Origin of the sequence: Noviherbaspirillum aerium (assembly GCF_008929045.1) — a bacterium.
Taxonomy (GTDB): Bacteria; Pseudomonadota; Gammaproteobacteria; order Burkholderiales; family Burkholderiaceae_D; genus Noviherbaspirillum; species Noviherbaspirillum aerium.
In genome coordinates, this window is record NZ_VFAH01000030.1 from 11582 (window position 1) to 35380 (window position 23799).

Genomic DNA, 23799 nt, shown 5'->3' on the forward strand with positions numbered 1-23799 from the left:
GTGACGGGTTCAGCGCTTGCCGGGCTTGGTCGTGATCTGCACGAAATCGGCGAGGATGCGCTCCCGTCCATGCTTGGCGGCTACCTGGTCGAGCTGCTTGCCCAGTGCCTTCAGGTATTCCTCGCGCGTCTTGAATTCCGGCAGCGCACCGTCGAAGAGCGGTACCGGGGTTACCAGCAGCACGATCAATTCATTGCCGAAAGGCTTGGAAATAATCCAGTTTCCGGTGCCGCCGCCTATCGTCGCGCGATGATTCGGCGGCGCCTGGTTGGCGCGGGCGCGCCGCGTGGGGAGCAGATGGGCCACGCCGCCGTCGAGCGCGTAATAATCGACGTAGACATAGGTATCGTAGGACGGCGTCCTGACATCGACGATCAGCGAATCGCCTTCATGCAGGATGGCGTTCGATGCCTGGGTGCGGATGGCGGCATGACCGCCGGCAGTGCGGTTGGCCTTCCAGTACGGCGCGAGCAGCTCGATCACCTCGCACTTCTCTTCCGTGATCTGCTGCAGCGAAAGATCCACCGTGCGCACGCCCGGCACGGCCAGCAGCATATCCTTCAGGCGCGCCGTGCTGACATCGCTTGACAGATATCCTTGCACCTGCAGCGCGCGTTCGCGCTCGCGCCCGGACGCCGTCAGCGCGGAACACCCTATGCCTTTCAGCACCGGCGCGACGGCGGCCAGCGAGAACGGCGCTTCCGCTGGAGCAGGAGCTGGAGCTGGAGCTGGAATAGCGGGCGCCGCGGCCACTGGCGGCTGCACCGGGGTGGCGGGAGGCGGGGAAGACTTGGCGGCGGACTCGTGTCCGCTTCCCTTCTGCTGGCCGCTGCCGGCTTCATTGCCGCTCGCTCCGGCAGTACCGCCAGTACCTCCAGCACCACTAGCACCGCCAGCGCCGCCAGTTCCATTAGTGCCACCGGCGCCACTGGCCGCCTCGCCAGCCGCACCGCCGCCGCTGCTCGCCGCCACCGCCGGCGTGTCAGGCTCCGATTTCAGGTAATAACTCACGCCGCCCGACACCAGCGCAATCGCCGCCACCGACGAAGCGGCGATCGCCGCATACACGGCGGTAGACTTTCGGCCGCTCATTTCCTGCACGAAGCGCGCCACGGTAGGCGTGCGCGACTTGCGCTCGAACGCCAGCGCATGGCGCAGCGCCTGCCACTGGCTCCAGCCGAGATGACTCGGCCGCGCCGGCTTCATGCCGATGCTGCGCGCCTGCGTCGCCGACATGCGGTCGAACGGATGCCGGCCGGCGAGCATTTCATAGGTGATGCAGGCCAGCGCATAGATATCGTCGCGCGGGTCGGGCTCCAGGCGCTCGAGCATTTCCGGACTGGCGTAGGCCGGCGTCAGGCCGCCGAGGCTGCCGGGATCGAAGACCGTCACATCGGCGTCGTCTTCCGGTTTCTGGAATACGCGGGAAATGCCGAAGTCGATCACCTTGACCTCGTTGCGGTCGGTGATGAAAACGTTCGCCGGCTTCAGGTCGCAGTGCACGAAGCCGCGTTCATGCGCATAGGCAAGCGCCTTTCCCATGCCGTTGGCGATATGCCAGGCTTTTTCGAAGGGCATGCCCTTGAAGTCGGGCGCGCGCAGGATCCGGCTCAGCGGTTTGCCGGCCAGGTACTCCATCGTCAGAAAGACGGTGGCGCCGTCGCGGTCGAAGTCGTACACCGTCACGATGTTCGGATGCGCCAGCGCCTGCGCCTTCTTCGCCTCGCGCTGCAGCGTGATCAGCGATTTCGGATGGCCGCGGAACTGCACATTCAACACCTTGATCGCGATGTAGGGCTTGCGATCGGACGCCTCCAGCTTGCGCAGGTCCAGCGCCTTGTACACCGTTCCCATGCCGCCGAAGCCGATGCACTCTTCCAGCACGAAGCGGCCGTTGAGCGTATCGCCCACGCCCTTCATCCGCTCCGGCTCGGCCTGCGTGTCGCCTGCCTTGAATGAAGGCACGGAGGGAATGGATGGCATCGACGGATAGGACGGCGCGGGATGCGAAGGAATTTCCGGCGAACGCGTGATGACGAAAGTGTCGTCGCCATGCCCGGGCCCGTTTCCATTGCGCAGAGGATTGACCTGCGGCGACGGCTCCACCCTTCGTTTCAATTCCGCATACACCTCGGGCGGCAACTCGATGCGGGTATGCTCGTCGCTCAGCAGATCCCGCAGCCGGGCGGTATTGGCATGGTCGGCCGCAAGCACGTGATCGATCTGCGCAAGGAGCTCCTTGTGCGAAAGCCCGCCGCTTTGGAAGGAACGTATCGCCTGAGCAAGAGTAGCCATGGTTATGAAGGTGAATGCTCGTATCGTTACCTGTGCATGCAAACATGATGCCTTCGGCATGTGGACGACTGTTGAGCTTCAACAGAGGATGAGCAGAGACCTTGCGCGCACGGTGGACGCGATATCGGCGTCGCTCTCCTCCATCCTTTGATCGCTTGGTATTCGACGCGTACCACTGGCTATCAAGATAGTACACGGCGCGATGCTGTTCGAGGGCTTTTGCAGGCATGGGCGCCGCGCGCGCGCCGTGTTCAGCGCAGCATCTGTGCGGCCGAGGACAACAAACGAGGCCCTGCCTGCCGACTGTTGGGTGAAAGGTGTCTGTTTTTCTCCGCCACTGCTGGCGGTGCGGCGAGAGTAACGGCACGGCCGATTCCGATGCGATTTCCATTTCCTCCTTGCGCCGCAAGGCTTTGCGGAGATTTTCGTTTTCTCCGGCGGCACCTGGCACAGCCCCTGCTATATCTCCCTCGAGTGCGACAAAACGCTCACCACCCGCAAACCACACCATCACTCTTTTGGAGAACCACCATGAAAGCACTGACCATCAAGGACCTGTCCATCACTTCCGAACTCGACGCCCAAGCCATGACTTCCGTTCGCGGCGGCCACGGCCTGGCCAAGATGCCCGCCCTCTTCGTCGGCCCCCTGGCCAGCTTCTCCAAGCACGAAATCAGCTTCGGCGCCCAGCAGGCACTCGGCCAGGAACAGAACACCCTGGTCAACAACGGCAACAACGTCGCCTTTGCTTCCGGCATCAAGTCCAACGTCAACCCGACCCAGACCGGCAAGAACACCATCAACTTCATGTCCTGAGCCGCCGGGCTTGACCACAACGATTCCATCATCGCCACTTACGACTTTTATCAGGAGCATCATCATGAAAGCACTCGACATCAAGGACCTGTCCGTTTCCAAAGACCTCGACCAGAAGGACATGGCAGCCGTCTCCGGCGGCACCGGCATGGTCAAGGGCCCGGCACTGGTCTGGGGTCCGCTGGTGAGCGTGGCCAAGAGCGAGATCAGCTTCGGCGCCGAGCAAATGCTGGGCCAAGGCCAGAACACGCTGGTCAACAACGGCAACAATGCCGCCTTCGTGCATGGCATCAAGTCCGATGTGAACCCGACGCAGACCGGCAAGAACACCATCAACTTCATGTCCTGATGCAAGACGCTTGAACCTATCGCTACGGTGGAGGCAAGGCCTCCGCCGACGAGCGGCAAGCTGGCATCGCATTCATGTATTTACTCATTCACATCAGCAAGGAGCATCCCATGTCCATCCAGATCAACGATATCGCCAGCAGCAGCGAACTCGACCATGCCTCGATGGCGGCGGTACGCGGCGGCAATTCCTGGCTTGCCGGCCTCGGCCCGATTGCCAACGTCAATGTCGGCGTGAGCCAGAACCTGACGCAGCTGCAGAACGTCGAAGTCAATACCCTCAACAACGTCGGCTCCATCGGCCCCAGCTTCGCCGTGCCGAAGATCAATGTCAGCCCGGCCCAGTTCGGCAAGCTGGATGTTTCGGTCTGAGCGCCGGCGCAGTCACAGGTATTGCATGCCCTGTCACCGGCGAGCCATCTCCGGTGATGTTCAGCAACGTGGATTTTTGAAGCGGAGGCTGATAGGCTCTCACCAAACCGTGCAGGAGTGCAGCCCATGCCCGATGCAGCCATGCCTCGGGCCGCTTTGCCTTTCAAGGAGGACATCATGTCCAGCATTACCATCAAGGATCTGCCCGACAGCATCGAACTCGACCGGGAAGCCATGCGGACGATTACCGGCGGCTCCCGCAGCGGCGGCAGGCAGGCTTTTCCGCACCGCAGTCTGGTGCGCGGCAGCGGCCTCATCAACACGCCTTCCGGGTTTACCCACAGGGTCGTGCCGAGCAAGCAGGGATCGTCGCGTTGATACGCTGATGCGTTGATACGGTTTATGCGCTGACGATGCAACACGGCACCGGCTCGGTGCCGTGTTGATGCCATGTTGATTCGATGAAGGGGGCCGCCTCGCCGCCTGATGCAAGGCGCTGATCCAATGAGGCGGCCGGAGCAGGAGGCCGCCGCAGCCTCAAGCTCTCAAGCTCTTAATCTCTTAAGCTCAGGCCGCTTTCCAGAAGATGTAATCCGCCTGGTAGCGCACGATTTCCCGCTTGCCCTTGCTGGCGGCGTTGCATTCGCTTGCGGGGGCCACGCCGCCCTTGAGCGCGACGCGCTGGATGTAGGTGACGCCGTTCATGACGCCCGAGCCGCTTGCCGGATTGGCCTTGACCAGCTGGTACGGCAGGTTGCCCGCACCGGACGGCGCCACTGCGAGCTGGGTGGCGGTGATCTTCGATCCGTCCGACGCTTCCCAGGTCGCAGGCGGTCCGTAGTAGGTGCCGACCTGCTTGCCGCCGCGGTCGTTCAACACGGCCTTCGGCCCGACGAATGCCCATTCCATCTGGCCCGGCATGGCTGCAGAAGCGGCCACGGCGGGCGCACCGGCCGCTGCCGCCTTCTCGCGGCATTCATAGGTGATTTCCCCGACGCCCACGGTTTCCATGGCCACCCTGTTGCCGGCCGGGACCTTGACGGCATCCGGCAGACTGTCCTGGGAATACATGGCCGCTTTCGGCGACATGGTGCCGCAGGCGCTCAGCACGGCAAGCGCTCCGAGCGCCGCGGCGATGGAAGGAATACGGGTCTGGCGTGATGTTTTCATTGTTTTCTCCATAATTGTCAGGCGATGAATTCAAGGCCGATCCCGGCCCGTTTCGGAACATGACCGGGAATCGAGGCAGACAGCTTCCCTGTTGCTTTTTCCGCTGCTGCAATTGCTACGCACGCCAGCGCGGTTCGGATTCAACAATTTTCGGAGCGCCTCGACTTTGCCTTGCGGCCTTGGCCTCCCCGGGCGTGCGCCATTCCGCCAGCCCCGCCTGAAAGCGGCTCACCGGGCTCGGATCGGTTACCGGCCCTCCAAATGCAACACGGTTGCAATCAATTCGTTCTTGGCTTATGATCAAGCGCCTTTTGCAACGCAGTTGCATTTACGGCCGGAAGCCGACCCGCCGGCATGGTTTCCGGTTGCCCAAGCCATAACAACAATCAACAACAATGGAGCTCACATGCCATTTCCGATGAGCCGGCGCCTTGCCTTGTCCGGCATTGCCGCGCTTGGCACCTGCCTTTGCCTGCCCGCCGCCGCACAGGACGGCGTACAACAGCAAGCCTCCCAGGCCGAGGCCGACGCCTCCCTTCCCGCGGTAGAAGTCGTAGGCCGCAGGCAGTCGGGCAGCTATCACGCCGATGAAGCCAGCGGCACCAAGACCGACCTGCCCCTGCGCGAACTGCCGCAGGCCGTGCGCATCATGTCGCGGCAAACGCTCGACGACCTCGGCGCCACGCGCATCGACGATGCGCTCGATTACGTGGGCGGCATTTCGCGCCAGAACAATTTCGGCGGCCTGTGGGACAACGTCGCCATCCGCGGCATTGCGGGCGACATCAACAGCGGCATGCCGCTGCTGCTCAACGGCTTTTCCGGCAACCGCGGCTTCAATGCGCCGCGCGATACCGCCAACGTGGAGCGCATCGAATTCCTGAAGGGACCGGCCGCCTCGCTGTACGGCACCAGCGAACCGGGCGGCACCATCAATGTGGTCACCAAGAAGCCTCTGTGGAAAGCCGCTCATTCGGTCGAGCTTTATGCCGGCACCGATGACTTCTACCGCACCTCCATCGATACGACGGGACCGCTCGGCGAACGCGTTGCCTACCGCCTCAATGCGGCGGTCGAGAACCGCGGCAGCTTCCGCGAGCATGTCGATGCGCAGCGCGCCATCATCGCGCCGGCCCTCACCTGGAAGCTCTCGCCTGCGACCCGGCTCGACTACAGCGGCGAAGTGCTGCGCCACGAAACGCCGCTCGACCGCGGCATCGTCGCCGTCGGCAACCGCCTCGGCGACGTGCCGCGCTCGCGCTTCCTCGGCGAGCCCGCGGACGGCGACGTGCGCGTCGACAACCAGACGCATCAGCTTGCCCTTGAGCATATGTTCAATGCGAGGTGGTCGAGCCGCATCGGCCTGTCCTACAAGGAGGGATCGCTCAAGGGGTATTCCACCGAGGCGCAGCCGGCGCTGGCCTCGGATGGGCGCAGCCTGCCGCGCCAGCGCCGCTACCGCGACTATGCGTCCGACGACGTGACCCTGCAGGCCGAGCTGATCGGGCGGCTGCAGGCCGGCGCGGTGGCGCATGAGCTGCTGGCCGGCATGGAAACCTATCGCCTCGATTTCGACCAGCGCATGCTGCGCGCCAATCCCACGGACACGTCGCCCTATGCGATCGACGTGTTCAATCCGGTCTACGGCCAGCCGCGGCCCGTGCCGCTGCCCAACACCGATACCAGTGAAGACCAGAAGAACCTGGCTTTCTACCTGCAGGATGCGATGTCCCTGGGCGAGCAATGGCGCCTGCTGGCCGGCGTGCGCTTCGACCGTTACGATCAGTCCCTGCTGAACAACAGGAGCGGCGCGCGCAGCCAGCAAAGCCCGACCGCCACCTCTCCGCGGCTCGGCATCAGCTACCTCGCCAATGCGCAATGGACCTTGTTTGCCAACGCCGGCAAGTCGTTCCGGCCGAACAACGGTTCAAGCGCGAGCGCCGCGCCTTTCGATCCGGAATCGGGGCGCGCGGCCGAGGTCGGCGCCAAGTGGGAAAACGCAGCCGGGACCCTGGGCGCCACGCTGGCGCTGTACGACATCCGCAAGAAGAACGTGCTGACCGCCGACCCGGTCAATACCGGCTTTTCCATGGCCGCGGGCGAGGTCCGCAGCCGCGGCATGGACTTCGACCTGAGCGGCCAGCTCAGCCGCCATTGGCGCGTCAATGCCAGCCTGGCCTATATCGACGCCGAGGTCGAACGCGACAACCTGCTCGAAACCGGCGGCCGCCTGCTCAATATCCCGCGCCTCAACGGCAGCCTGCTGGCGATGTATGAAGATGCGCTCGCCAACGGCACCCGCTATGGCATCGGCGGCGGTTTCACCCATAGCGCCAGCCGCCTCGGCGAGGCGCGCACGCAGGCGCAGGCGAACGCGGGCAGGCCCGCCTTCGAATTGCCGTCCTACACGGTGGCCAGGCTGGCCGCCTACTGGCGGCTCAGTCCGACGCTGCGGCTCTCCCTCGATGTCGAGAATCTTTTCGACAAGACCTATTACGCCAGCTCCTTCCAGCGCACCTGGGTATCGCCCGGCAATCCGCGCACGGTGGTGCTTGGCTTGCAGGCGAAGTTTTAAGATTGGCAAGCGATTGATCGCCTTCTCTCTTGCGCGGGGTAAAGGCGGGTTGGTTGGCAATACCCATCCTGCGTCATCGCATGCCGAATGAGGCCGGTGTTTTTCCGCCTGGCAGGGCCGCATGTCTTGACAAGCCCCCTCATCCCTGACCCTTCTCCTGCCTGCGGAAGAAGGGAATTTTCTACGCACCGGCCTTTACCAGGCCTCCATCCACCAAGTCTGAATGACCATGCCAAACAACACAGCCAATGACAAGGCGGCGCTGGCGGCAAGCGCCCTTGAAGTCTCCTACCATGCCGCCCCCGTCCTGCGCGGCGTCGACCTGCATGTCCATCGCGGCGAAATCTACGCACTCCTCGGCGGCAACGGCGCCGGCAAGTCGACGATGATCAATGCCTTCCTCGGTTTCGTGCGCCCCGCCTCCGGCAGCGTGCATGTCTGCGGACATGACGTCGCGCAAGATCCGTTGCCGGCGCGCGCGCAGCTTGCCTACGTCCCGGAAAACGTTGCGCTGTACGAACACCTGTCGGCACGCGAGAACATCGACTACTTCATGCGCCTGGCCGGCATGCCGATGAAGGATTCCGACGCCATCGGGCAGGCGCTGCACGCCGTCGGGCTCGATCCGGCGGCCTGGGACCGCAGGCTGGGCGGGTTTTCCAAGGGCATGCGCCAGAAAGTGGCCATCGCACTGGCGCTGGCGCGCAACGCGCCGGTACTGCTGCTGGACGAACCCAACACCGGCCTCGATCCGCAAGCCACCAGCGAGCTGAACCGCCTGCTCAAGCAATTGCGCGCGCAGGATATCGCCGTCTTCATGGTCACCCATGATCTGCTGAGCGCGGCCGAAGTGGCCGATCGCATCGGCTTCCTGGCGCAGGGGCGCATCGTGGAGGAATTCCATGCGTCAGGACCGGAGCGCTTCGATGTACGCCTGCTGTACCGGCACTATGCCGGCCGCATTGCCCCGCAGGATGCCGCATGGAGCAGACAGGCATGAGACCGCGCCCCACCGCCTGGCGGACCGCATGGGTCGTTGCCCGGGAAGAATGGCGCTCGCTGCTGCGCAGCCGCGTCGCGCTCACCGCGGTGGCCGTCATGCTGCTGCTGACGCTGACCGCCACGCTCGTCGGCTTCGAGCACCGGCATGCGATCGAAAGCGAACGCGCCCGCTTCCAGGCCCTGGCCGACCAGCAATGGGATGCCCAGCCCGACCGCCATCCGCACCGCGTCTCGCATTACGGCCACTATGTGTTCCGGCCGTTGAGCCCGCTCGCCTTCTTCGACTTCGGCGTGGATACCTTCACCGGCCACACCCTCTACCTGGAAGGCCACCGCCAGAACTCAGCCAACTTCAGCGATGCCGGCCAGTCATCGGTGCTGCTGCGCTTCGGCCTGCTGACGCCGGCCTTCGTGCTGCAAACCCTGGTGCCCCTGCTCATCGGCTTCCTCGCGTTCGGCAGCATCGCCCGCGAGCGGGAACGCGGCCAGCTGCGCTTCTCCATTGCCCAGGGCATCGCCGGCCGTTCCCTGCTGCTCGGCAAGCTGCTCGCCCATGCACTGATCCCCGGCCTGCTTGCGCTGCCCGCCTTCGCCGGCATTGCATTCATCGCCTTCGCGTCCTCCGGCAGCAGCAGCGGCGGCGCAGCCATGTCAATCATGGCATCGGCGGCATTCATGCTGGCCGGCTACACGGCCTACCTGCTGATGTGGAGCTGCGTCGCGGTAGGTATTTCCGCCTGCTCAAGCCGCGCGCGCGATGCGCTGATCATGCTTACCGGTTTGTGGATAGGCATCGTCATCCTGCTTCCGCGCATGCTCCCCGATCTTGCCGCCAGCCGTATCATCCTGCCCTCGCGCATCGAAACCGAAGTCGCCATCCACAAGGACCTGGCGGCCATCGGCGACAGCCACAATCCCGATGATCCTTACTTCCGCGAGTTCCGCGAGAAAACCCTGGCGCGCTACGGCGTAAAACGCGTGGAAGACTTGCCCGTCAATTACGGCGGCTTGCTGATGGCGGAAGGCGAGCGCATGACCAGCGAGCTCTTCGACCGCTACATGCGGGACAACTTCGAACGCCAGCAGGCGCAGAGCGGCTGGGTCAATGCATTCGCTCCCGTGAGCCCGGTCCTTGCGGTGCGCCGCCTCTCCGCCGCGCTTGCCGGCAGCGACCGTGAAAGCTACGAGCGCTTCCTGGCCGACGCCGAAAGATACCGCTATGCGCTGATCCAGGCACTCAACCGGATGCATGCGGAACAGGTGCATTACCACAACGACAAGGAGCAGCGCATCAGCCAGCGCAACTGGCAGTCCCTGCCGCGCTTCGCCCCCGCGCCGCGTCCGTTCGCCGACACCCTGCGCGCGCAGGTGCTGCCCTCGCTTGGCGTGCTGGCAGGCTGGCTGGCGGTGTTGATGCTTGCGCTCGCGCTGCTTGGCAAACGACTGGAAAGGAAGGCAGCATGACAACCTGGATGCTGGAACTGCGCATCATCCTGCAATCCCGCCTGGCCGCCGGTGCGCTGGCGCTGCTGCTGGCGCTGGCCACACTGGCCGTGTGGAACGGTTATCGCGCCGTCGCCGCGCAGCACCAGACGCTGGCGCGGCTGACCGCCGCTCACCAGGAAGAGCAGAAGGCGTTCGCCGCCAGGTACGCCCATGCCAAGGCTGGCAAGGAGGGCAAGGATGGAAATGGAAGCGGTGGCGGCGATGCCGGGTCCGCGGCGTACTACGGATTCCAGCTCACCTGGGACGCGCCGTCGCCGCTCGCCTTCCTCGCCTTCGGCCAGCGCGACCTGCAGCCGCCGGCATTGCGCGTCCGCATGCTCGGGCTGCATTCCCAGCTTTACGAATCCGAAAACTTCAATCCGGAACTGGTGTTGCTCGGCAAGTTCGACTTTGCTTTCGTGCTCATCTATCTCGTGCCGCTCTTCGTCATCGCCCTTACCCATGACTGGATCACGGCCGAGCGCGAGTCGGGCCGCCTGCGCCTGCTGATGTCCCTGCCGCTGCGGCAGGAAGGCTTGTGGCGGCGCCGCGCCTGGCTGCGCTACGGGCTCATCATGGCTGCCATTCTGCTGCCGCTCGCCGCCGGCCTGCTGTTCGCCTCGGCCGGTATCGCGCAGGCGGCCGGGGTGCTGGCGATCGCCGCGCTTTACACCGCCTTCTGGATAGGCGCCGGCGTGCTGGTGGGGGCGCTTGCCCGCTCGTCCACCGGCGCCGCCGCCACGCAGCTCGGCCTCTTCGTCACTCTCACGCTGCTGCTGCCGACGCTGGCCAACGCCGCCATCAACCGGCTGGTGCCGGTGGCAAAGGGCGTGGAACTGGCGATGGCCCAGCGCCAGGAAGTTCACCAGGGATGGGATCTTCCGAAAGCGGTCGTGATGGAAAAGTTTTTCCGCACGCATCCGGAATGGAGCAACACGCCGCCGGTGATCGGAAGATTTCACTGGAAGTGGTATTACGCGATGCACCAGGTCGGCGACGAAGCGGTATCGGCGCAGGTAGCGGCCTATCGGCAAAGCATGATGCAGCGCGAAGCATGGACGGCACGCACGGCATGGCTGGTGCCGGCAGCAGCGGCGCAGCTGGCGCTGCACCGGCTGGCCGACACCGACCTCCAGGCGCAACTCGCCTACCGTGACCGCATTGCCGAATTCCACGGCCGGCTGCGGCACTATTTCTATCCGCTTGTCTTCGAGGAACGGCGCTTCGGCCCAGATGAACTGCGCAATCTGCCGGCATTCCAGCCGCGCCCGCCTTCCGGATCGCTGCCGTTGCCGATGCTCGGCGCATTGCTGCTGGCCACCTGCATCATTGCCGGCTCCTGCGTGCTTGTCCTGCGCGGCGTCAGCCCGCTTGCGCGAGGCGAAGCGCGCACCGCGTGATACCTGGCGCCTGAGCGGAAGTCTTGCGGCCTCCGCTCGGGCGGCCCTGTCTTGTTCGAATGCACAAGACTTGTCGGCCCCGGCAAGCGTCTGTCGCATCCAGCCCAACACCCCGCGCCGCAGTGTCGGATAAAAGCCGCCATCGCGCGCGCACCGGCGTCAATCCAATTCTTCCCCGCCCAAGCAAAATCTCAAACACGCCTTTGTTTACAAGGCTTTGCGGCGATTTTCGTTTTCTTCGGCGGCACCTGGCACAGCCCCTGCTATATCTCCCTCGAGTGCGACAAAACGCTCACCACCCGCAAACCACACCATCACTCTTTTGGAGAACCACCATGAAAGCACTGACCATCAAGGACCTGTCCATCACTTCCGAACTCGACGCCCAAGCCATGACTTCCGTTCGCGGCGGCCACGGCCTGGCCAAGATGCCCGCCCTCTTCGTCGGCCCCCTGGCCAGCTTCTCCAAGCACGAAATCAGCTTCGGCGCCCAGCAGGCACTCGGCCAGGAACAGAACACCCTGGTCAACAACGGCAACAACGTCGCCTTTGCTTCCGGCATCAAGTCCAACGTCAACCCGACCCAGACCGGCAAGAACACCATCAACTTCATGTCCTGAGCCGCCGGGCTTGACCACAACGATTCCATCATCGCCACTTACGACTTTTATCAGGAGCATCATCATGAAAGCACTCGACATCAAGGACCTGTCCGTTTCCAAAGACCTCGACCAGAAGGACATGGCAGCCGTCTCCGGCGGCACCGGCATGGTCAAGGGCCCGGCACTGGTCTGGGGTCCGCTGGTGAGCGTGGCCAAGAGCGAGATCAGCTTCGGCGCCGAGCAAATGCTGGGCCAAGGCCAGAACACGCTGGTCAACAACGGCAACAATGCCGCCTTCGTGCATGGCATCAAGTCCGATGTGAACCCGACGCAGACCGGCAAGAACACCATCAACTTCATGTCCTGATGCAAGACGCTTGAACCTATCGCTACGGTGGAGGCAAGGCCTCCGCCGACGAGCGGCAAGCTGGCATCGCATTCATGTATTTACTCATTCACATCAGCAAGGAGCATCCCATGTCCATCCAGATCAACGATATCGCCAGCAGCAGCGAACTCGACCATGCCTCGATGGCGGCGGTACGCGGCGGCAATTCCTGGCTTGCCGGCCTCGGCCCGATTGCCAACGTCAATGTCGGCGTGAGCCAGAACCTGACGCAGCTGCAGAACGTCGAAGTCAATACCCTCAACAACGTCGGCTCCATCGGCCCCGGCTTCGCCGTGCCGAAGATCAATGTCAGCCCCAATCAATGGGCTATGCTGAATACGACGGTGTGATACCGGTGAATATCGGCAGGGTGAAAAAGCTCCCGCATGCGCCCCGTTCCGCCTGCGATCATGATCGACCATGAAGCAGGCACGCCGCTTGCAACATACGGCATGGAGCATGAAAGTGTGCGACAAGCCGCGACACCCTGATCAACGATACGGAGAACAGACATGGCCACCCTGACGATCAACGACCTGCCGATGAACCGCGCACTCGACCGCAAGGCAATGTCCGCCATCCATGGCGGCGGCGCACCCTGGGTGTTCGGCTGGATACAACCCTATGCGAAATCGGGATCGGGTTTCGGCGGTGTGGTGAATTTCTACCAGATCAACAATTACAGCGCCGACCAGATGATCAACCAGATCCAGATGATCGACGTGCACAACTCGGCGGCCAATTCCAGCATCAACGTGGCGGTGTCGGGGAACAGCAATAACAGCAAGACTGTCGCAAAGAGCTGAACCGGGCAGCAGGACCGCTTTCATCCGCAGTCGGTCGACCATGGAGGATGCGATGAATACTATCAGCCAACTTCACTGGACCTCGGCATCGCGTTCCCATGTGGGACTGGTGCGCGAGCTCAATGAAGACTCTTTCCTGGAGCTGCCGGAACGCGGCATCTGGGCGGTTGCGGACGGCATGGGCGGACATTCCTTCGGCGATTACGCGAGCCAGACGGTCGTCAACGGCCTTGCCGAATTGAAGCCGGCGGACAATCTCGCCGCCTCCCTGCGCGATGCCCGCCTGCGGATACAGATGGCCAACAAGAGCCTGCGCAGCGAGGCGGCGGCGCGGGACACGCATATCATCGGCAGCACCGTGGTGGTGCTGATGGCCTCCGAGCGGCAATGCGGCTACCTGTGGGCCGGCGACAGCCGCATCTATCTCTATAGGAACGGCAAGCTGCGGCAGCTCACGCGCGATCACAGCCAGCTGGAGGAACTGAAGATGCGCGGCGGACTCAGCGAGGAAGACGCCGCCATGCATCCGCTGCGCAACATGATCACGCGCGCGGTGGGCGCCGCCGACGTGCTGGATATCGACCAGGAAAGCGTGGAGGTCAGCGACGGCGACATGTTCCTGCTTTGCAGCGACGGCCTGAGCAATGCCGTGAGCGAAACCGACATCTGCGGCGCGATGGCGCCGGGCGACTGTGCGCAGGCGTCCGACATGCTGATCGCTCTGGCGCTTGACGGCGGTGGCCGGGACAACATCACCGTGGTGGTGGTGCGGGCCAGCGGCGAAGGCGAAACCATCGAAATGACCAGCCTCAATCCGGCGCTGTAGCGCAGATGCATGCCGGCCGCGCGACGCAACGACGAAGTCCGCGGCGAAGCCCATCCGAATGCGTCGGCGCCAGTCGAGTGTTCTTTTCAAGCATCTTTCGGCTACGGCATTTCCCTTGCCGCTTTTGTGAACGGCCTTGAAGCCTGCCTTCTTTGCGGATTCCGATGCACATTTTTCCGGCCCGCCATTGGAGCGCTTTCTCCCTGGCCTGCCTGCCGATCCCGGACAGATTGCCGCTGGAAACGCGAGCCCCGGTCTCGGCGATATATCAGGAATCGAAAGGAGGGACCGGGCATGCTCGGGACGGCGCATCCGGATTCAGGCCCGCCGCAGCACATTCACAACTGCTGCTGACCGCTATCCGCCCCTTGCGCGCGAGGATTGCGCGGCGCGCGGAAATCCTTGGAATGGATGCCGTGTTTCTTGAGCAGCATCTGCAGGTGCGAGCGGTTCATGTCGCAGCGCCGCGCCAGTTCCGACACGGTCCCGCCCACTTCGCGCAAGCCTTTTTCAAGGAAGGCTTTTTCCGCCTCGTCGCTGGCGATGCGCCGCGCATCGCTGAGCGAACCCGGCAGCAGGGGCATGCCGGACACATCGATGCGGCGCGCCGGGATGACTGCGGACGGCGAAGCAGGGATGGGCATGGCAGCCGGGCCGGCGCCGGCCTCCGGCGCCGCAGGCGCGTCCCTTCCCATGCCTGCGGAAAAAGCCCTGGCATCCTCCGCCTTCGCGGGGCGGATATCCACCGGCAGGTGCGCCAGGTCCGCCGTTTCCCCGGCCAGGCAGCTGAGCCGGTAGATCAGGTTGCGCAGTTCGCGGATGTTGCCGGGATAGCGGTAGTTCAGCAGGAACTCCCGCAGCTGCGGCGTCATCTTGATAGGCCTGCGCTTCATCATTTCCGCCGCCTCGTCGCAGAAATAGGAAAACAGCAGCGGAATCTCGTCCTTGCGCTGGCGCAGCGGCGGCAGGCTGACATGGATCACGCTCAGCCGGTAGAACAGGTCTTCGCGGAATGTGCCTTCCTCGCTGAGCTTGCGCAGGTTGCGGTTGGTCGCGGCCACGATGCGGGTGTCGACCGGGATGGGTTCGTCCGAACCGACGCGCTGGATCTCGTGCGCTTCCAGCACCCGCAGCAGCTTGACCTGCCCGGTCAGCGGCAGCTCGCCGATCTCGTCGAGAAAGATGGTGCCCCGGTGCGCGCTTTCGAACTTGCCCTTGCGGTCGGTGGCCGCGCCGGTGAAGGAGCCGCGCTTGTGGCCGAACAGTTCGGACTCGATCAGGTTTTCCGGGATGGCGCCGCAGTTGACCGAGATGAAGGGCTTGTCGGCGCGCGAACCGTTGGCATGGATCACCTTGGCCATCAATTCCTTGCCGGTGCCGCTTTCGCCGTCGATCAGCACCGGCAGCTCGGTCGGCGCCGCCTTTTCCGCGACCTCCAGCGCATCGAGCAGGTCGGGGTTGTCGCCGAAGGTGCCTTCGAAGACGAAGCTGCGCGCCAGCAACGCCTTGCGGCGCTCGCCCGGCAGCCGGCTCGATGCCTCCGGTCCTTCGCTTTCGCCGGCGGCCTTGATGAAGCGCTCCTTGTGCGACAGCTGCATCACTTCATCGCGCAAGGCATTCGATTGCCGCAGCAGCTTTTCGATGTCGCTGCGTTCCAGCCGGTTGGCCCAGCGCAGCGTGGTGCGGAGAATTTCTATCTTTTCGATCACCCCCGCATAGGACATCGCGGAGTTGCCTGGCAGGCCGGGGTTATATAGCTTCATGCGGCACTCAGCTGTTTTTGCACAAGTTGGTAATACATGCCCCGGCGGTCGACCAGTTCATCGTGCCGGCCCTGCTCCACGATCGCGCCTTCATACAGCACCAGGATCTTGTCGGCGCGCATGATGGTGCTGAGCCGGTGGGCGATGATCACCGCCGTGCGGCCCTTCAGGATTTCATTCATGTTGCCCATGATGTTGCTCTCCGACTGGGTGTCGAGCGCCGAGGTGGCTTCGTCGAACACCAGCAGGCGCGGATCATGATAGAGCGCGCGCGCGATGCACAGGCGCTGTATCTGCCCGCCCGACAGGCCGACGCCGCGCTCGCCGACGATCTGCTCGTAGCCGAGCGGCATCTTGGCGATGAAGGGATGGGCATCGGCCATCTTCGCCACTTCCTCGATGCGGCGGCGGTCCGGACTTTCCTCGCCGCTGGCGATGTTTTCGGCGATGGTGCCGGAAAACACCAGGTTGCTCTGCATGACATAGCCGACCTGCGCGCGGAAATAATCCTTGTCGATCTTGCCGACGTCATAGCCGTCGACCGTGATCTTGCCTTCGGTGGGCGCATAGAAGCCGACCAGCAGCTTGGCCAGCGTGGTCTTGCCGGAGCCGCTGCGGCCGACCACCGCGACCAGCTCGCCGGGCTTGATGTCGAAGCTGATGTTTTCCAGCACATAGTCGGTCTCGTTGCCGCCATAGCGGAAATACACGTTCTCGAAGCGGATATCGCCCTGCAGGTCGGGCAGCACCACCCGCGACGGCAAGTCTTCCGGCTTCTGTTCCGGCTCCATGTCGAGCACGTCGCCCAGGCGCTCCATGGCCACCGCCGCGTCGTTGAGCTGGCTCCACAGGCCGACCAGCCCCATCAGCGGCGCCATCACGCTGCCCATCAATGCATTGAAGGCCATCAGCTGGCCGATGGTGAGTTCGCGCGACAGCACCAGGTTGGCGCCGACCCAGAGAATGGTAATGGTGGTGGCGGCGTTGAGCACCTGGCTGGTAAGCGAGACGACGATGTTGAAGCCCTGCGCGCGGTACTGCACGTCGAGCGACTTCGCGTACTTCTTTTCCCACTTCATGCGCACCGCCCGCTCGATGCCCATGCCCTTGACGGTTTCCACGCCGCCCAGGGTTTCCATCAGGTAGGCCTGGGCGTCCGTGGCGGAGGCGAAGGCTTCGCGTGCATAGTTCTTGCTCTTCGGCGTGACCAGCACGGTCAGCGTAATGATGGGAATCACGAAGGCGATCAGCACCACCGTCAGCTTGGCGTTGTACATGAACATGATGGTGAAATAGATGAACACCATCAGGAGGTTGAGCACCGTGGTGACCGTGGATTCGGTCAGGAAGCCGCGTATCGTCTGGTTTTCCTGGAAGCGCGCCAGCACGTCGCCGGTCTTGCGCTTGGCGAAGAAGGAAAACGGCAGCGACATGGTGTGCCGGAAAAAGTGCGACATCATCGCGAAATCCATGTTGCGCACCATGAAGTTGGCGAGATAGGCGCGGATGGTGCTCATGAGCTGCGTGAACACGTTGGAAATGATGAGGCCGGCGATCAGCAGGTGCAGCAGGCCGAAATTCTGATGCACTATCACGCCGTCAAGTATGTTTTGAATGATGAGCGGCGGCACCAGCCCCAGCATCTGGATCACGAAGGTGGCCAGGAACAGGTGCAGCAGGATCTTCTTATAGGGCTTGAGGTAGGCGACGAAACGTATCCAGGGCGAGCGGGTCGCCGCCATCTGCACCATGTCCTCGCGCGCGGTGAACAGCAGGCAGGTGCCGCTCCAGCCGCGCTCGAATTCCTCCACCGTCATCTTGCGGTAGCCGACCGCCGGATCGGCCACGCGCACATGCCGCTTCGACACGCCGTAGACAACGATGTAGTGGTAGCCCTCCCAGTGCACGATGAACGGCAGTTCAAAGCCGAGCAGGGATTCATAGGTGCATTGCACGCCGCGCGTGGTGAACCCGAGCGAATCGCCGACCCGCGCCAGGCTGTCGAGGGTGGCGCCCTGCGTCGTCACGTTGGCGAGTTCGCGCAGCTTGCCCAGCGTCATGGGTATGCCGTAATGCTTGCAGATCATCGCCAGGCAGGCGGCGCCGCAATCCATCTCTTCCGCCTGCTCCACCCAGGGGAAACGCTTGATCAGCTTCTCGCCATGCTCCGGCTCCGAAAGCAGGTCCAGCCGCACCGGATGCTTGCGCCGCTCGGCCAGCTTCTTCTGCCGGTGCAGTTCGCGCTCGATGAACTGGATGCGCGCTTCCAGCGCCTCGCGCAGCTTGGGATTGCGTTCCACCAGCTGGTGCACGGTCTTTTCCGGTATCACCAGCAGCGTGGTGTCGACATTGGCGGTGACGGTGGCCATCTGCTCCTGCCGCATCACGCATGCCTTCTCGCCGAAGATCTCGCCTTCGCGCAGCGTCGCCAGCGGATATTCCGCGCCTTCCTCGGTGCGCACGATGCGCACCTCGCCATGGCGCACCACATACAGCCTGCGATCCTCGCGCGCGTCCTGCTTCAGGATTTCCTTGCCGGCGGCGACGCGCTTGACGCCGACGCTGCGGATGAATTCTTCCAGCTCCTTCTTGTTGACCTTGCCCTTGAGATCGAACAGCCGCGCCACGAAACCGCCGGCCGAACTGATGGCGACATAGCTGGTGACGAAGGCATAGGCCGCCGGATTCTGCATCACGATGGGGCCGATCACCTGGCGCGGAATGAACAGCAGTTCCGTCTTGGTGGAAGACCGCACCGAGGATTCATGCCGGTATTCGCGCAGCATGGCAATGTCGGCGAACACTTCGCCGGCCTTGCGCACGCCCATGCTGATCTCCTTGCCCTGCTCTTCGGTGAAGATGCGCACCGAACCGCTCTTGATCACGAACAGGCCCTCGGCCGCGTCGCCGGCGTTGCAGACGGTGTCGCCGAAGCCGAAGAAGCGCGATTCGGCGCTGGCGGCGAGCCGCTCCAGTTCCTCGCGGCTGAACGGCGAGAGGATTTCGACGTTGGCGAGGAAGTCGGTCAGCGGATGCAGTTGGGGAGAGGTGTCCATGAATTCGCCATCTTCCTCGCTTGGTTGCGTTCGGGCCGTCCTGCCGTGCGGCTGTTATCGATCCCGGGTTCTGGCATGGAGGAATCCGGGATCGGCATGCAGCCTTGCGCGGGCGTTGGAGCGGGTGAAGGATTATCGTGCTTCGATAATGTGCTCCTGCGCCCTCGCCTGCAGCCACTCTTCCTTGAGCAGGCGGCGGATTTCCGCGGACGCCTCTTCATCCAGCCGGGCCGGGGTTTTCGCGTTCACCCTGAAGATCTCGAAGAAGCTGCGGTCCGGCGACGGAAACGGCCCGAGCAGTTCACCCACCTGCGCATTGAACACCTTGGCCTCGATGTCGCTCTTGAGCGAACCGCGCAGCACCTTGCCGATCAGGCCGCCCTTGTCGCGCGTATCGGCGATGGAATGTTCGCGCGCCATTTCCTCGAAGCTGTCGGGATCGTCCTCCAGCACCGAAATCATTTCCTTGGCCTTGCCCTCGGTGTCGAGCACCACATGACTGATTTCAATGCTGTCGAATTTCGGGAAGTTGAGCTTGAAGTAGTTCTCCACCGCCTTGTCGCTGCAGACCTGGGCCAGCATCTTTTCCTGGTAGAGCATGTCGGTGATGTAAGTCTCGAATTCATCGAGATTGATGCGCAGCGCGTCGAGATAATTGTTCATGTCCGCCGCACGGTGCAGGCCCTGCACGCGCCGGAACTGGTCGGCGCGCTCCTGTATGTCTTCTGGGCTGATGACGATGCCCTGCCGCTTCGCCGCCTTGACCGTGAGCTTGTCGCGCACAATCTGCTCGACCAGGCTGTCGAATTGCCCGCTCAGTTTCAATGTCCTGACGAAATCTTCAAAGCCGATGACTTCATCGTCGATGCGCACTATTTCGGTCATTTCGCATTCTCCTTGAGATGCAGGACGGCGCCGCCGGGCAAGCGCGATTGACAAAGCGCGCATGCAGCGGCCTGACTGCTGGTGTTACAGCAACTGTCCGACCATCCGGCGGTCGATCGAGGAAGACGGCAGCGGCAGCGGCAGCGGCAGCGGCAGCACTCCATACACATTATCTACCTCGAGATTGAGAATAATAAGACGGTGTAAACCAACAACGCTGTGTTTGCTCAATGTCTGAAAGGACAATCGGTGCTTCTTGCTTAACCGGATGCAATGTGGCGCGGCGGCATCGCGGCACGCTTCCGGCGCATCGGAAAAGAAGCACATCGGCCTTACGGTTGCGGACGGCGAAGCCGGGCGTTGAGGTTGTTGCGGGAAACGATTGCCGCCGGCGCGGGTCACATCCGATATCGGCGGTATGCATAGGCGCGGTGTTTTCATCCTTTATTCACCATGCTTTCACCGCATCATCAACGAAGAACACTCATGCACCAGCAAACCCTTTCCCTGTTCGATACCGACGTGCCGAACGATCCTCCCGAGGCCAAGGCGCTGGAAGTGCACCGGCGTCTCTGCAAGGAATACGACTGCCCGCTGCGCTATTTCCACCGGCTTGATCCGTTGTCGGAACTGGTATCGGCGCTGCTGTCCCACCGCACGCGCAATCGCGATTCGGGACTCGCCTTCCGCACGCTGCGCGAGCGCTTTCCCGATTGGGAACAGGCGCGCGATGCGCCGGTGGATCAGGTGCAGGACGCCATCTCCGCCTGTACCTGGCCGGAACAGAAGGCGCCGCGCCTGCAGGCGGTGCTGCGCGCAGTCGGCGAACGCAACAATGGCAGCCTGTCTCTGGAGTTCCTGCGCGACTGGCCGGTGGCAAAGGCGCGCGCCTGGCTGGAAAGCCTGCCCGGCGTCGGTCCCAAGACCAGCGCGGCGGTGATTTCCTTCAGCAACCTGCGCGGCAAGGCCTTGCCGGTTGACAGCCATCATCACCGGGTCGCGGCGCGGCTTGGCCTGATCCCCGAGGACTTGCCGGTGGGTCCTTCGCACCGCGTTCTCGAATCCCAGCTGCCGGGCGAATGGGATGCGCAGATGGTGTACGACAATCACCAGATCATCATGCGGCACGGCAAGGAAACCTGCACCTGGCGCGATCCGAAATGCCGGCAGTGCGTGCTGCTGGATCTCTGCCCGCATGGTCAGGCAAGGCTGGCCGGCAAGCGGACGGCGAAGCATGAGGGCGAACAGCCGGCGCGGTAGGTTGCGATAGTTTGTGATAGGCACATGAGCGCGGCATGCCATGCATTCAATAAGCAATGCCGCAGGGCTTTCGAATACGACATGCCCGTATCGTGGACGCGGATCGCCTGCTTCCCATCAATGCGCATCGACTCGCTGATCCAGGCAAGCCCGGTCGGCGCGACGGCAGCCTGGAGAGCGGCTGCCGGTTCCCAGCCAGTTCCAGAAATGTCGTGCGATACGCGGCGGACCTTCCACCCGCATTTGCCGCTCGTCAATCGCATCCTCGGGCTTCATGTTGCCGACGCAGATTTCCGTCATTGCGCGCACGGTGGAAGACACGATCAGGTTCGCCTTGCGGCCGGGCTCATCCCGGCAGAGATCGACCTGTCCATCGCCGACCACCAGCCACCACATCGTTTCGCCGGGTCGGGCATCATGAAAGACGAACTGGATAACGACTGGATCTTGCGGAAACATTTCAAGGCGCAAGACGCGCCGGATGTCCCACATGAGCAGCCCGGGGTCGAGCTCTTCATCCCGAAAGCGGTAGTTCATCCAGCGCGAGCCCCATTTGGCGATGGCAATGATGATCGGGCCCAGTTCCTGGCCGGATTCCGTGAGGCGGTATTCCCAGGCTTTTCCGGTGGGCACCCGGCGCAGGACGCCGATGCCTTCCAGATGCCGCAGACGCTGCGCCAGCAGGCTGGTCGACATGCGCGGCACGCCGCGATGTATATCGTTGAAGCGCCTGCTGCCGCATAACAATTCGCGCAGCACCAGCGTTGTCCATCGCTCGCACAATGCTTCCGCACCGCGCGCGAACGTGCAGGACCGGCCGTAGCTTTCATCCATGCAAACCTCCCGGCTTCAAGGCGAGCCAACCGCTTCAGATTCTGGACTGGACACCATGCTCCGTCAAGCGCACGCTGCCCCTGCCGACATGCCGCTTTCGCATCCCGGGCCGGCCAGCCTCGCACTTCTCTACGCCGCGCACGCCTGGCGGCATCCGGCATGCATCCTTTCCCTTTTGCACCTTTGCGTATCTGTCTTGAGGAGAATTCAACATGAGTACCATTGCGTCACAAGCGCCCGCGGGAATGTCGCCGGAAATGGAAAGCTTCAAGGCCCGCCTGAAAGCGACATGGATGGCGGGCGACTACGGTCACTTCGCGCAGTACCTGGAACCAGGCGCCCTTGAATTCCTTGATCGTCTCCGGCTGACGCCGGGAACGCGCATGCTGGATGTCGCATGCGGCGCCGGGCAGATCGCCATTCCGGCGGCCCGCGCCGGCATCAAGGTCACTGGCATCGACATTGCAACCAACCTGATAGAGCAGGCGCGCAAGCGCGCGGCGGCGGAAGGCATCGAAGCAAGCTTCGAGGAAGGTGATGCGGAAGCGCTTCCGTATGAGGATGCCTCGTTTGATATCGTGGTCAGCCTGATCGGCGCGATGTTCGCCCCGCGCCCCGACAAGGTGGCGGCGGAACTGGTGCGCGTTTGCCGGCCCGGCGGCAGGATCGTCATGGCGAACTGGACGCCGGAGGGGCATGTCGGCCAGATGTTCAAGATCATCGGCCGTCATGTTCCGCCTTCTCCCCTCATGCCGTCGCCAATGAAATGGGGTGACGAAGCCATCGTGCGGGACCGGCTGGGAGTTGGCACGGCACAGGTGAGCGTCGAGAAATTCCTGTATCCGATGCGCTATCCGTTTCCACCCGAACAGGTGGTCGATTTCTTCTTTACCTACTACGGTCCGACCAACCGCGCCCTGGCGGCACTGGCGCCGGACGGCCAGGCCGCGCTGCGTGAAGAGCTCGTGCAGTTATGGAGCGCCAGCAACCGGGCGCAGGGCAACATCACGGAAGTGCAGGCGGAATACCTGCATGTGACCGCGATACGGCAGTGAACCGCGCGACCGCGCCGCGCAACCGAAGCGGAAGCGGAAAGCGGAACGGGCCCGGCACAGGAACAACAAGCATGAATGGCCGGGCCGCTTGCCGCCGTCTACACGGGTTCTCAGAGCGGCCTGACGAACAAGCCTATGGTCAGCGCGATGCCGATGCACACCACCGCGATGCGCAGGATCTTTTCATTGACGCGATGCAGCGCCCATGAACCGCACAGGCCGCCGATGATGGCGCCGGCGCCGAGAATGATCGCTTCCAGCCAGTGCAGATGGGGTGAAGTGAAGAACAGCGCCACGGCCGATGCATTCATCACGCCGGCCAATACATTCTTGGTGGCGCCGGCATTGCGCGTCGGCAGGCCCGCCATGGTCAGCGCCGCCAGCATCAGGAAGCCGATGCCGCCGCCGAAATAGCCGCCGTAGATGGCGATCGCGAATTGGGCGAAGGCGGTCGTGACCGGCCCGAGATGCACGCTGGCGGCGCCCTGCCTGCGGAAGAAACTGCCCCAGGCGAATACGGTGGTGGCGAACAGCACCAGCCACGGCACCAGTTTCGCGAAGACCGAGGATGGCGTCTTCAGCAGCAGCAGGCCGCCGACGGCGCCGCCGAGGATGCTGACGATGAACAGCGCGCGGAACGGGAGCGCGCCGGCGCCCGTCACCAGCTTGCGCCCGGCCAGTCCGGAGGTGATCTGCCCTGGGAAGAGCGCGACGGTGGAGGTGATGTTGGCCGCCAGCGGAGACATGCCGGTCAGCATCAGCGCCGGCAGCGTCACGAAGGAACCGCCGCCGGCCAGGGCATTCTGGAGACCGGCCCAGAGGCCGGCGACGAAGATAAGGGCGAGGAGCATGAGGATGGGG

23 protein-coding genes are annotated in these 23799 nt (G+C 63.5%); 15 read left to right on the forward strand and 8 right to left on the reverse strand.

What is annotated here, in order from left to right; genetic code table 11:
* Positions 1 to 9: 9 nt before the first annotated feature.
* Positions 10 to 2295 carry a serine/threonine-protein kinase gene (locus FH061_RS26250; RefSeq protein WP_151638792.1) on the reverse strand — a complete coding sequence of 762 codons (2286 nt, stop codon included), beginning with the start codon at positions 2293 to 2295 and terminating at the stop codon, positions 10 to 12.
* Between the two features lie 531 nt (positions 2296 to 2826).
* On the opposite strand from FH061_RS26250, the gene FH061_RS26255 reads away from it, so the two are divergent.
* The 4 genes from FH061_RS26255 to FH061_RS26270 all read left to right on the forward strand — a co-directional run bounded on the left by FH061_RS26255 (position 2827) and on the right by FH061_RS26270 (position 4209).
* Positions 2827 to 3111 carry a hypothetical protein gene (locus FH061_RS26255; protein WP_151638793.1) on the forward strand — a complete coding sequence of 95 codons (285 nt, stop codon included), beginning with the start codon at positions 2827 to 2829 and terminating at the stop codon, positions 3109 to 3111.
* A 64-nt stretch (positions 3112 to 3175) separates the two neighbouring features.
* The gene (locus tag FH061_RS26260; RefSeq protein WP_225984902.1) at positions 3176 to 3460 is read left to right on the forward strand and encodes a hypothetical protein; all 285 of its coding nucleotides are present in this window, start codon (positions 3176 to 3178) and stop codon (positions 3458 to 3460) included.
* A 110-nt stretch (positions 3461 to 3570) separates the two neighbouring features.
* Positions 3571 to 3831, forward strand: a complete 261-nt coding sequence (locus FH061_RS26265; RefSeq protein ID WP_151638794.1) for a hypothetical protein — start codon at positions 3571 to 3573, stop codon at positions 3829 to 3831.
* Between the two features lie 177 nt (positions 3832 to 4008).
* Complete coding sequence (locus tag FH061_RS26270; protein WP_151638795.1) at positions 4009 to 4209, forward strand: hypothetical protein; 201 nt, start codon at positions 4009 to 4011, stop codon at positions 4207 to 4209.
* A gap of 189 nt (positions 4210 to 4398) precedes the next feature.
* Here FH061_RS26270 and FH061_RS26275 read toward each other — a convergent pair whose 3' ends face one another.
* Positions 4399 to 5001 carry a DUF3455 domain-containing protein gene (locus tag FH061_RS26275; protein WP_192805268.1) on the reverse strand — a complete coding sequence of 201 codons (603 nt, stop codon included), beginning with the start codon at positions 4999 to 5001 and terminating at the stop codon, positions 4399 to 4401.
* A gap of 406 nt (positions 5002 to 5407) precedes the next feature.
* Between FH061_RS26275 and FH061_RS26280 the strand changes: the two genes are divergently transcribed.
* The 9 genes from FH061_RS26280 (at position 5408) to FH061_RS26320 (ending at position 14085) form a co-directional block, all read left to right on the forward strand.
* Complete coding sequence (locus tag FH061_RS26280; protein WP_151638797.1) at positions 5408 to 7576, forward strand: TonB-dependent siderophore receptor; 2169 nt, start codon at positions 5408 to 5410, stop codon at positions 7574 to 7576.
* 229 nt (positions 7577 to 7805) lie between these two features.
* A complete protein-coding gene (locus tag FH061_RS26285; protein WP_404822515.1) occupies positions 7806 to 8576 on the forward strand; it encodes an ABC transporter ATP-binding protein in 771 nt (256 codons plus the stop codon).
* Positions 8573 to 10042 (forward strand): ABC transporter permease, encoded by a 1470-nt coding sequence (locus FH061_RS26290; protein ID WP_151638799.1) that lies wholly within the window; start codon positions 8573 to 8575, stop codon positions 10040 to 10042. The genes FH061_RS26285 and FH061_RS26290 overlap by 4 nt, the downstream gene beginning before the upstream one ends.
* Positions 10039 to 11463 (forward strand): ABC transporter permease, encoded by a 1425-nt coding sequence (locus FH061_RS26295; protein WP_151638800.1) that lies wholly within the window; start codon positions 10039 to 10041, stop codon positions 11461 to 11463. Before FH061_RS26290 ends, FH061_RS26295 begins: the two co-directional genes overlap by 4 nt.
* A gap of 335 nt (positions 11464 to 11798) precedes the next feature.
* A complete protein-coding gene (locus tag FH061_RS26300; RefSeq protein ID WP_151638793.1) occupies positions 11799 to 12083 on the forward strand; it encodes a hypothetical protein in 285 nt (94 codons plus the stop codon).
* A 64-nt stretch (positions 12084 to 12147) separates the two neighbouring features.
* Complete coding sequence (locus FH061_RS26305; RefSeq protein WP_225984902.1) at positions 12148 to 12432, forward strand: hypothetical protein; 285 nt, start codon at positions 12148 to 12150, stop codon at positions 12430 to 12432.
* A 110-nt stretch (positions 12433 to 12542) separates the two neighbouring features.
* Positions 12543 to 12803: a hypothetical protein gene (locus FH061_RS26310; RefSeq protein ID WP_151638801.1), complete on the forward strand. Its 261-nt coding sequence runs from the start codon at positions 12543 to 12545 to the stop codon at positions 12801 to 12803.
* Positions 12804 to 12965: 162 nt separating this feature from the next.
* Positions 12966 to 13259 carry a hypothetical protein gene (locus tag FH061_RS26315; protein ID WP_151638802.1) on the forward strand — a complete coding sequence of 98 codons (294 nt, stop codon included), beginning with the start codon at positions 12966 to 12968 and terminating at the stop codon, positions 13257 to 13259.
* Between the two features lie 52 nt (positions 13260 to 13311).
* A complete protein-coding gene (locus FH061_RS26320) occupies positions 13312 to 14085 on the forward strand; it encodes a PP2C family protein-serine/threonine phosphatase (RefSeq protein ID WP_151638803.1) in 774 nt (257 codons plus the stop codon).
* A gap of 338 nt (positions 14086 to 14423) precedes the next feature.
* Here the strand turns inward: FH061_RS26320 and FH061_RS26325 are convergent, their stop codons facing one another.
* From FH061_RS26325 to FH061_RS26340, 4 genes are all read right to left on the reverse strand, one after another.
* The gene (locus FH061_RS26325; RefSeq protein ID WP_151638804.1) at positions 14424 to 15848 is read right to left on the reverse strand and encodes a sigma-54 interaction domain-containing protein; all 1425 of its coding nucleotides are present in this window, start codon (positions 15846 to 15848) and stop codon (positions 14424 to 14426) included.
* The gene (locus tag FH061_RS26330; RefSeq protein ID WP_151638805.1) at positions 15845 to 18904 is read right to left on the reverse strand and encodes an ABC transporter transmembrane domain-containing protein; all 3060 of its coding nucleotides are present in this window, start codon (positions 18902 to 18904) and stop codon (positions 15845 to 15847) included. Before FH061_RS26330 ends, FH061_RS26325 begins: the two co-directional genes overlap by 4 nt.
* A 132-nt stretch (positions 18905 to 19036) precedes the next feature.
* Positions 19037 to 19789 (reverse strand): peptidylprolyl isomerase, encoded by a 753-nt coding sequence (locus FH061_RS26335; protein ID WP_151638806.1) that lies wholly within the window; start codon positions 19787 to 19789, stop codon positions 19037 to 19039.
* 84 nt (positions 19790 to 19873) lie between these two features.
* On the reverse strand, positions 19874 to 20230 hold the full coding sequence (locus tag FH061_RS26340) for a hypothetical protein (protein WP_151638807.1): 357 nt from the start codon (positions 20228 to 20230) through the stop codon (positions 19874 to 19876).
* A 45-nt stretch (positions 20231 to 20275) separates the two neighbouring features.
* Here FH061_RS26340 and FH061_RS26345 point away from each other — a divergent pair, with 45 nt between their 5' ends.
* The gene (locus FH061_RS26345; RefSeq protein WP_151638808.1) at positions 20276 to 21049 is read left to right on the forward strand and encodes an endonuclease III domain-containing protein; all 774 of its coding nucleotides are present in this window, start codon (positions 20276 to 20278) and stop codon (positions 21047 to 21049) included.
* Positions 21050 to 21166: 117 nt separating this feature from the next.
* Here the strand turns inward: FH061_RS26345 and FH061_RS26350 are convergent, their stop codons facing one another.
* Entirely contained in the window at positions 21167 to 21883 is a 717-nt protein-coding gene (locus tag FH061_RS26350; protein WP_151638809.1) for a winged helix-turn-helix transcriptional regulator, read from the reverse strand.
* A gap of 212 nt (positions 21884 to 22095) precedes the next feature.
* On the opposite strand from FH061_RS26350, the gene FH061_RS26355 reads away from it, so the two are divergent.
* Positions 22096 to 22938 (forward strand): class I SAM-dependent methyltransferase, encoded by an 843-nt coding sequence (locus tag FH061_RS26355; protein ID WP_225984903.1) that lies wholly within the window; start codon positions 22096 to 22098, stop codon positions 22936 to 22938.
* A 110-nt stretch (positions 22939 to 23048) separates the two neighbouring features.
* Here the strand turns inward: FH061_RS26355 and FH061_RS26360 are convergent, their stop codons facing one another.
* Positions 23049 to 23789 (reverse strand): sulfite exporter TauE/SafE family protein, encoded by a 741-nt coding sequence (locus FH061_RS26360; protein ID WP_151638810.1) that lies wholly within the window; start codon positions 23787 to 23789, stop codon positions 23049 to 23051.
* Positions 23790 to 23799 lie beyond the last annotated feature (10 nt).

Coding starts and splice junctions, on each gene's coding strand:
- FH061_RS26305 (WP_225984902.1), top strand. CDS start 12,148: ATGAAAGCACTCGACATCAAGGACCTGTCCGTTTCCAAAGACCTCGAC.
- FH061_RS26260 (WP_225984902.1), top strand. CDS start 3,176: ATGAAAGCACTCGACATCAAGGACCTGTCCGTTTCCAAAGACCTCGAC.
- FH061_RS26345 (WP_151638808.1), top strand. CDS start 20,276: ATGCACCAGCAAACCCTTTCCCTGTTCGATACCGACGTGCCGAACGAT.
- FH061_RS26350 (WP_151638809.1), bottom strand. CDS start 21,883: ATGGATGAAAGCTACGGCCGGTCCTGCACGTTCGCGCGCGGTGCGGAA.
- FH061_RS26250 (WP_151638792.1), bottom strand. CDS start 2,295: ATGGCTACTCTTGCTCAGGCGATACGTTCCTTCCAAAGCGGCGGGCTT.
- FH061_RS26315 (WP_151638802.1), top strand. CDS start 12,966: ATGGCCACCCTGACGATCAACGACCTGCCGATGAACCGCGCACTCGAC.
- FH061_RS26255 (WP_151638793.1), top strand. CDS start 2,827: ATGAAAGCACTGACCATCAAGGACCTGTCCATCACTTCCGAACTCGAC.
- FH061_RS26280 (WP_151638797.1), top strand. CDS start 5,408: ATGCCATTTCCGATGAGCCGGCGCCTTGCCTTGTCCGGCATTGCCGCG.
- FH061_RS26270 (WP_151638795.1), top strand. CDS start 4,009: ATGTCCAGCATTACCATCAAGGATCTGCCCGACAGCATCGAACTCGAC.
- FH061_RS26275 (WP_192805268.1), bottom strand. CDS start 5,001: ATGAAAACATCACGCCAGACCCGTATTCCTTCCATCGCCGCGGCGCTC.
- FH061_RS26300 (WP_151638793.1), top strand. CDS start 11,799: ATGAAAGCACTGACCATCAAGGACCTGTCCATCACTTCCGAACTCGAC.
- FH061_RS26290 (WP_151638799.1), top strand. CDS start 8,573: ATGAGACCGCGCCCCACCGCCTGGCGGACCGCATGGGTCGTTGCCCGG.
- FH061_RS26295 (WP_151638800.1), top strand. CDS start 10,039: ATGACAACCTGGATGCTGGAACTGCGCATCATCCTGCAATCCCGCCTG.
- FH061_RS26355 (WP_225984903.1), top strand. CDS start 22,096: ATGAGTACCATTGCGTCACAAGCGCCCGCGGGAATGTCGCCGGAAATG.
- FH061_RS26325 (WP_151638804.1), bottom strand. CDS start 15,848: ATGAAGCTATATAACCCCGGCCTGCCAGGCAACTCCGCGATGTCCTAT.
- FH061_RS26265 (WP_151638794.1), top strand. CDS start 3,571: ATGTCCATCCAGATCAACGATATCGCCAGCAGCAGCGAACTCGACCAT.
- FH061_RS26320 (WP_151638803.1), top strand. CDS start 13,312: ATGAATACTATCAGCCAACTTCACTGGACCTCGGCATCGCGTTCCCAT.
- FH061_RS26335 (WP_151638806.1), bottom strand. CDS start 19,789: ATGACCGAAATAGTGCGCATCGACGATGAAGTCATCGGCTTTGAAGAT.
- FH061_RS26310 (WP_151638801.1), top strand. CDS start 12,543: ATGTCCATCCAGATCAACGATATCGCCAGCAGCAGCGAACTCGACCAT.
- FH061_RS26340 (WP_151638807.1), bottom strand. CDS start 20,230: ATGAAAACACCGCGCCTATGCATACCGCCGATATCGGATGTGACCCGC.
- FH061_RS26285 (WP_404822515.1), top strand. CDS start 7,806: ATGCCAAACAACACAGCCAATGACAAGGCGGCGCTGGCGGCAAGCGCC.
- FH061_RS26330 (WP_151638805.1), bottom strand. CDS start 18,904: ATGGACACCTCTCCCCAACTGCATCCGCTGACCGACTTCCTCGCCAAC.
- FH061_RS26360 (WP_151638810.1), bottom strand. CDS start 23,789: ATGCTCCTCGCCCTTATCTTCGTCGCCGGCCTCTGGGCCGGTCTCCAG.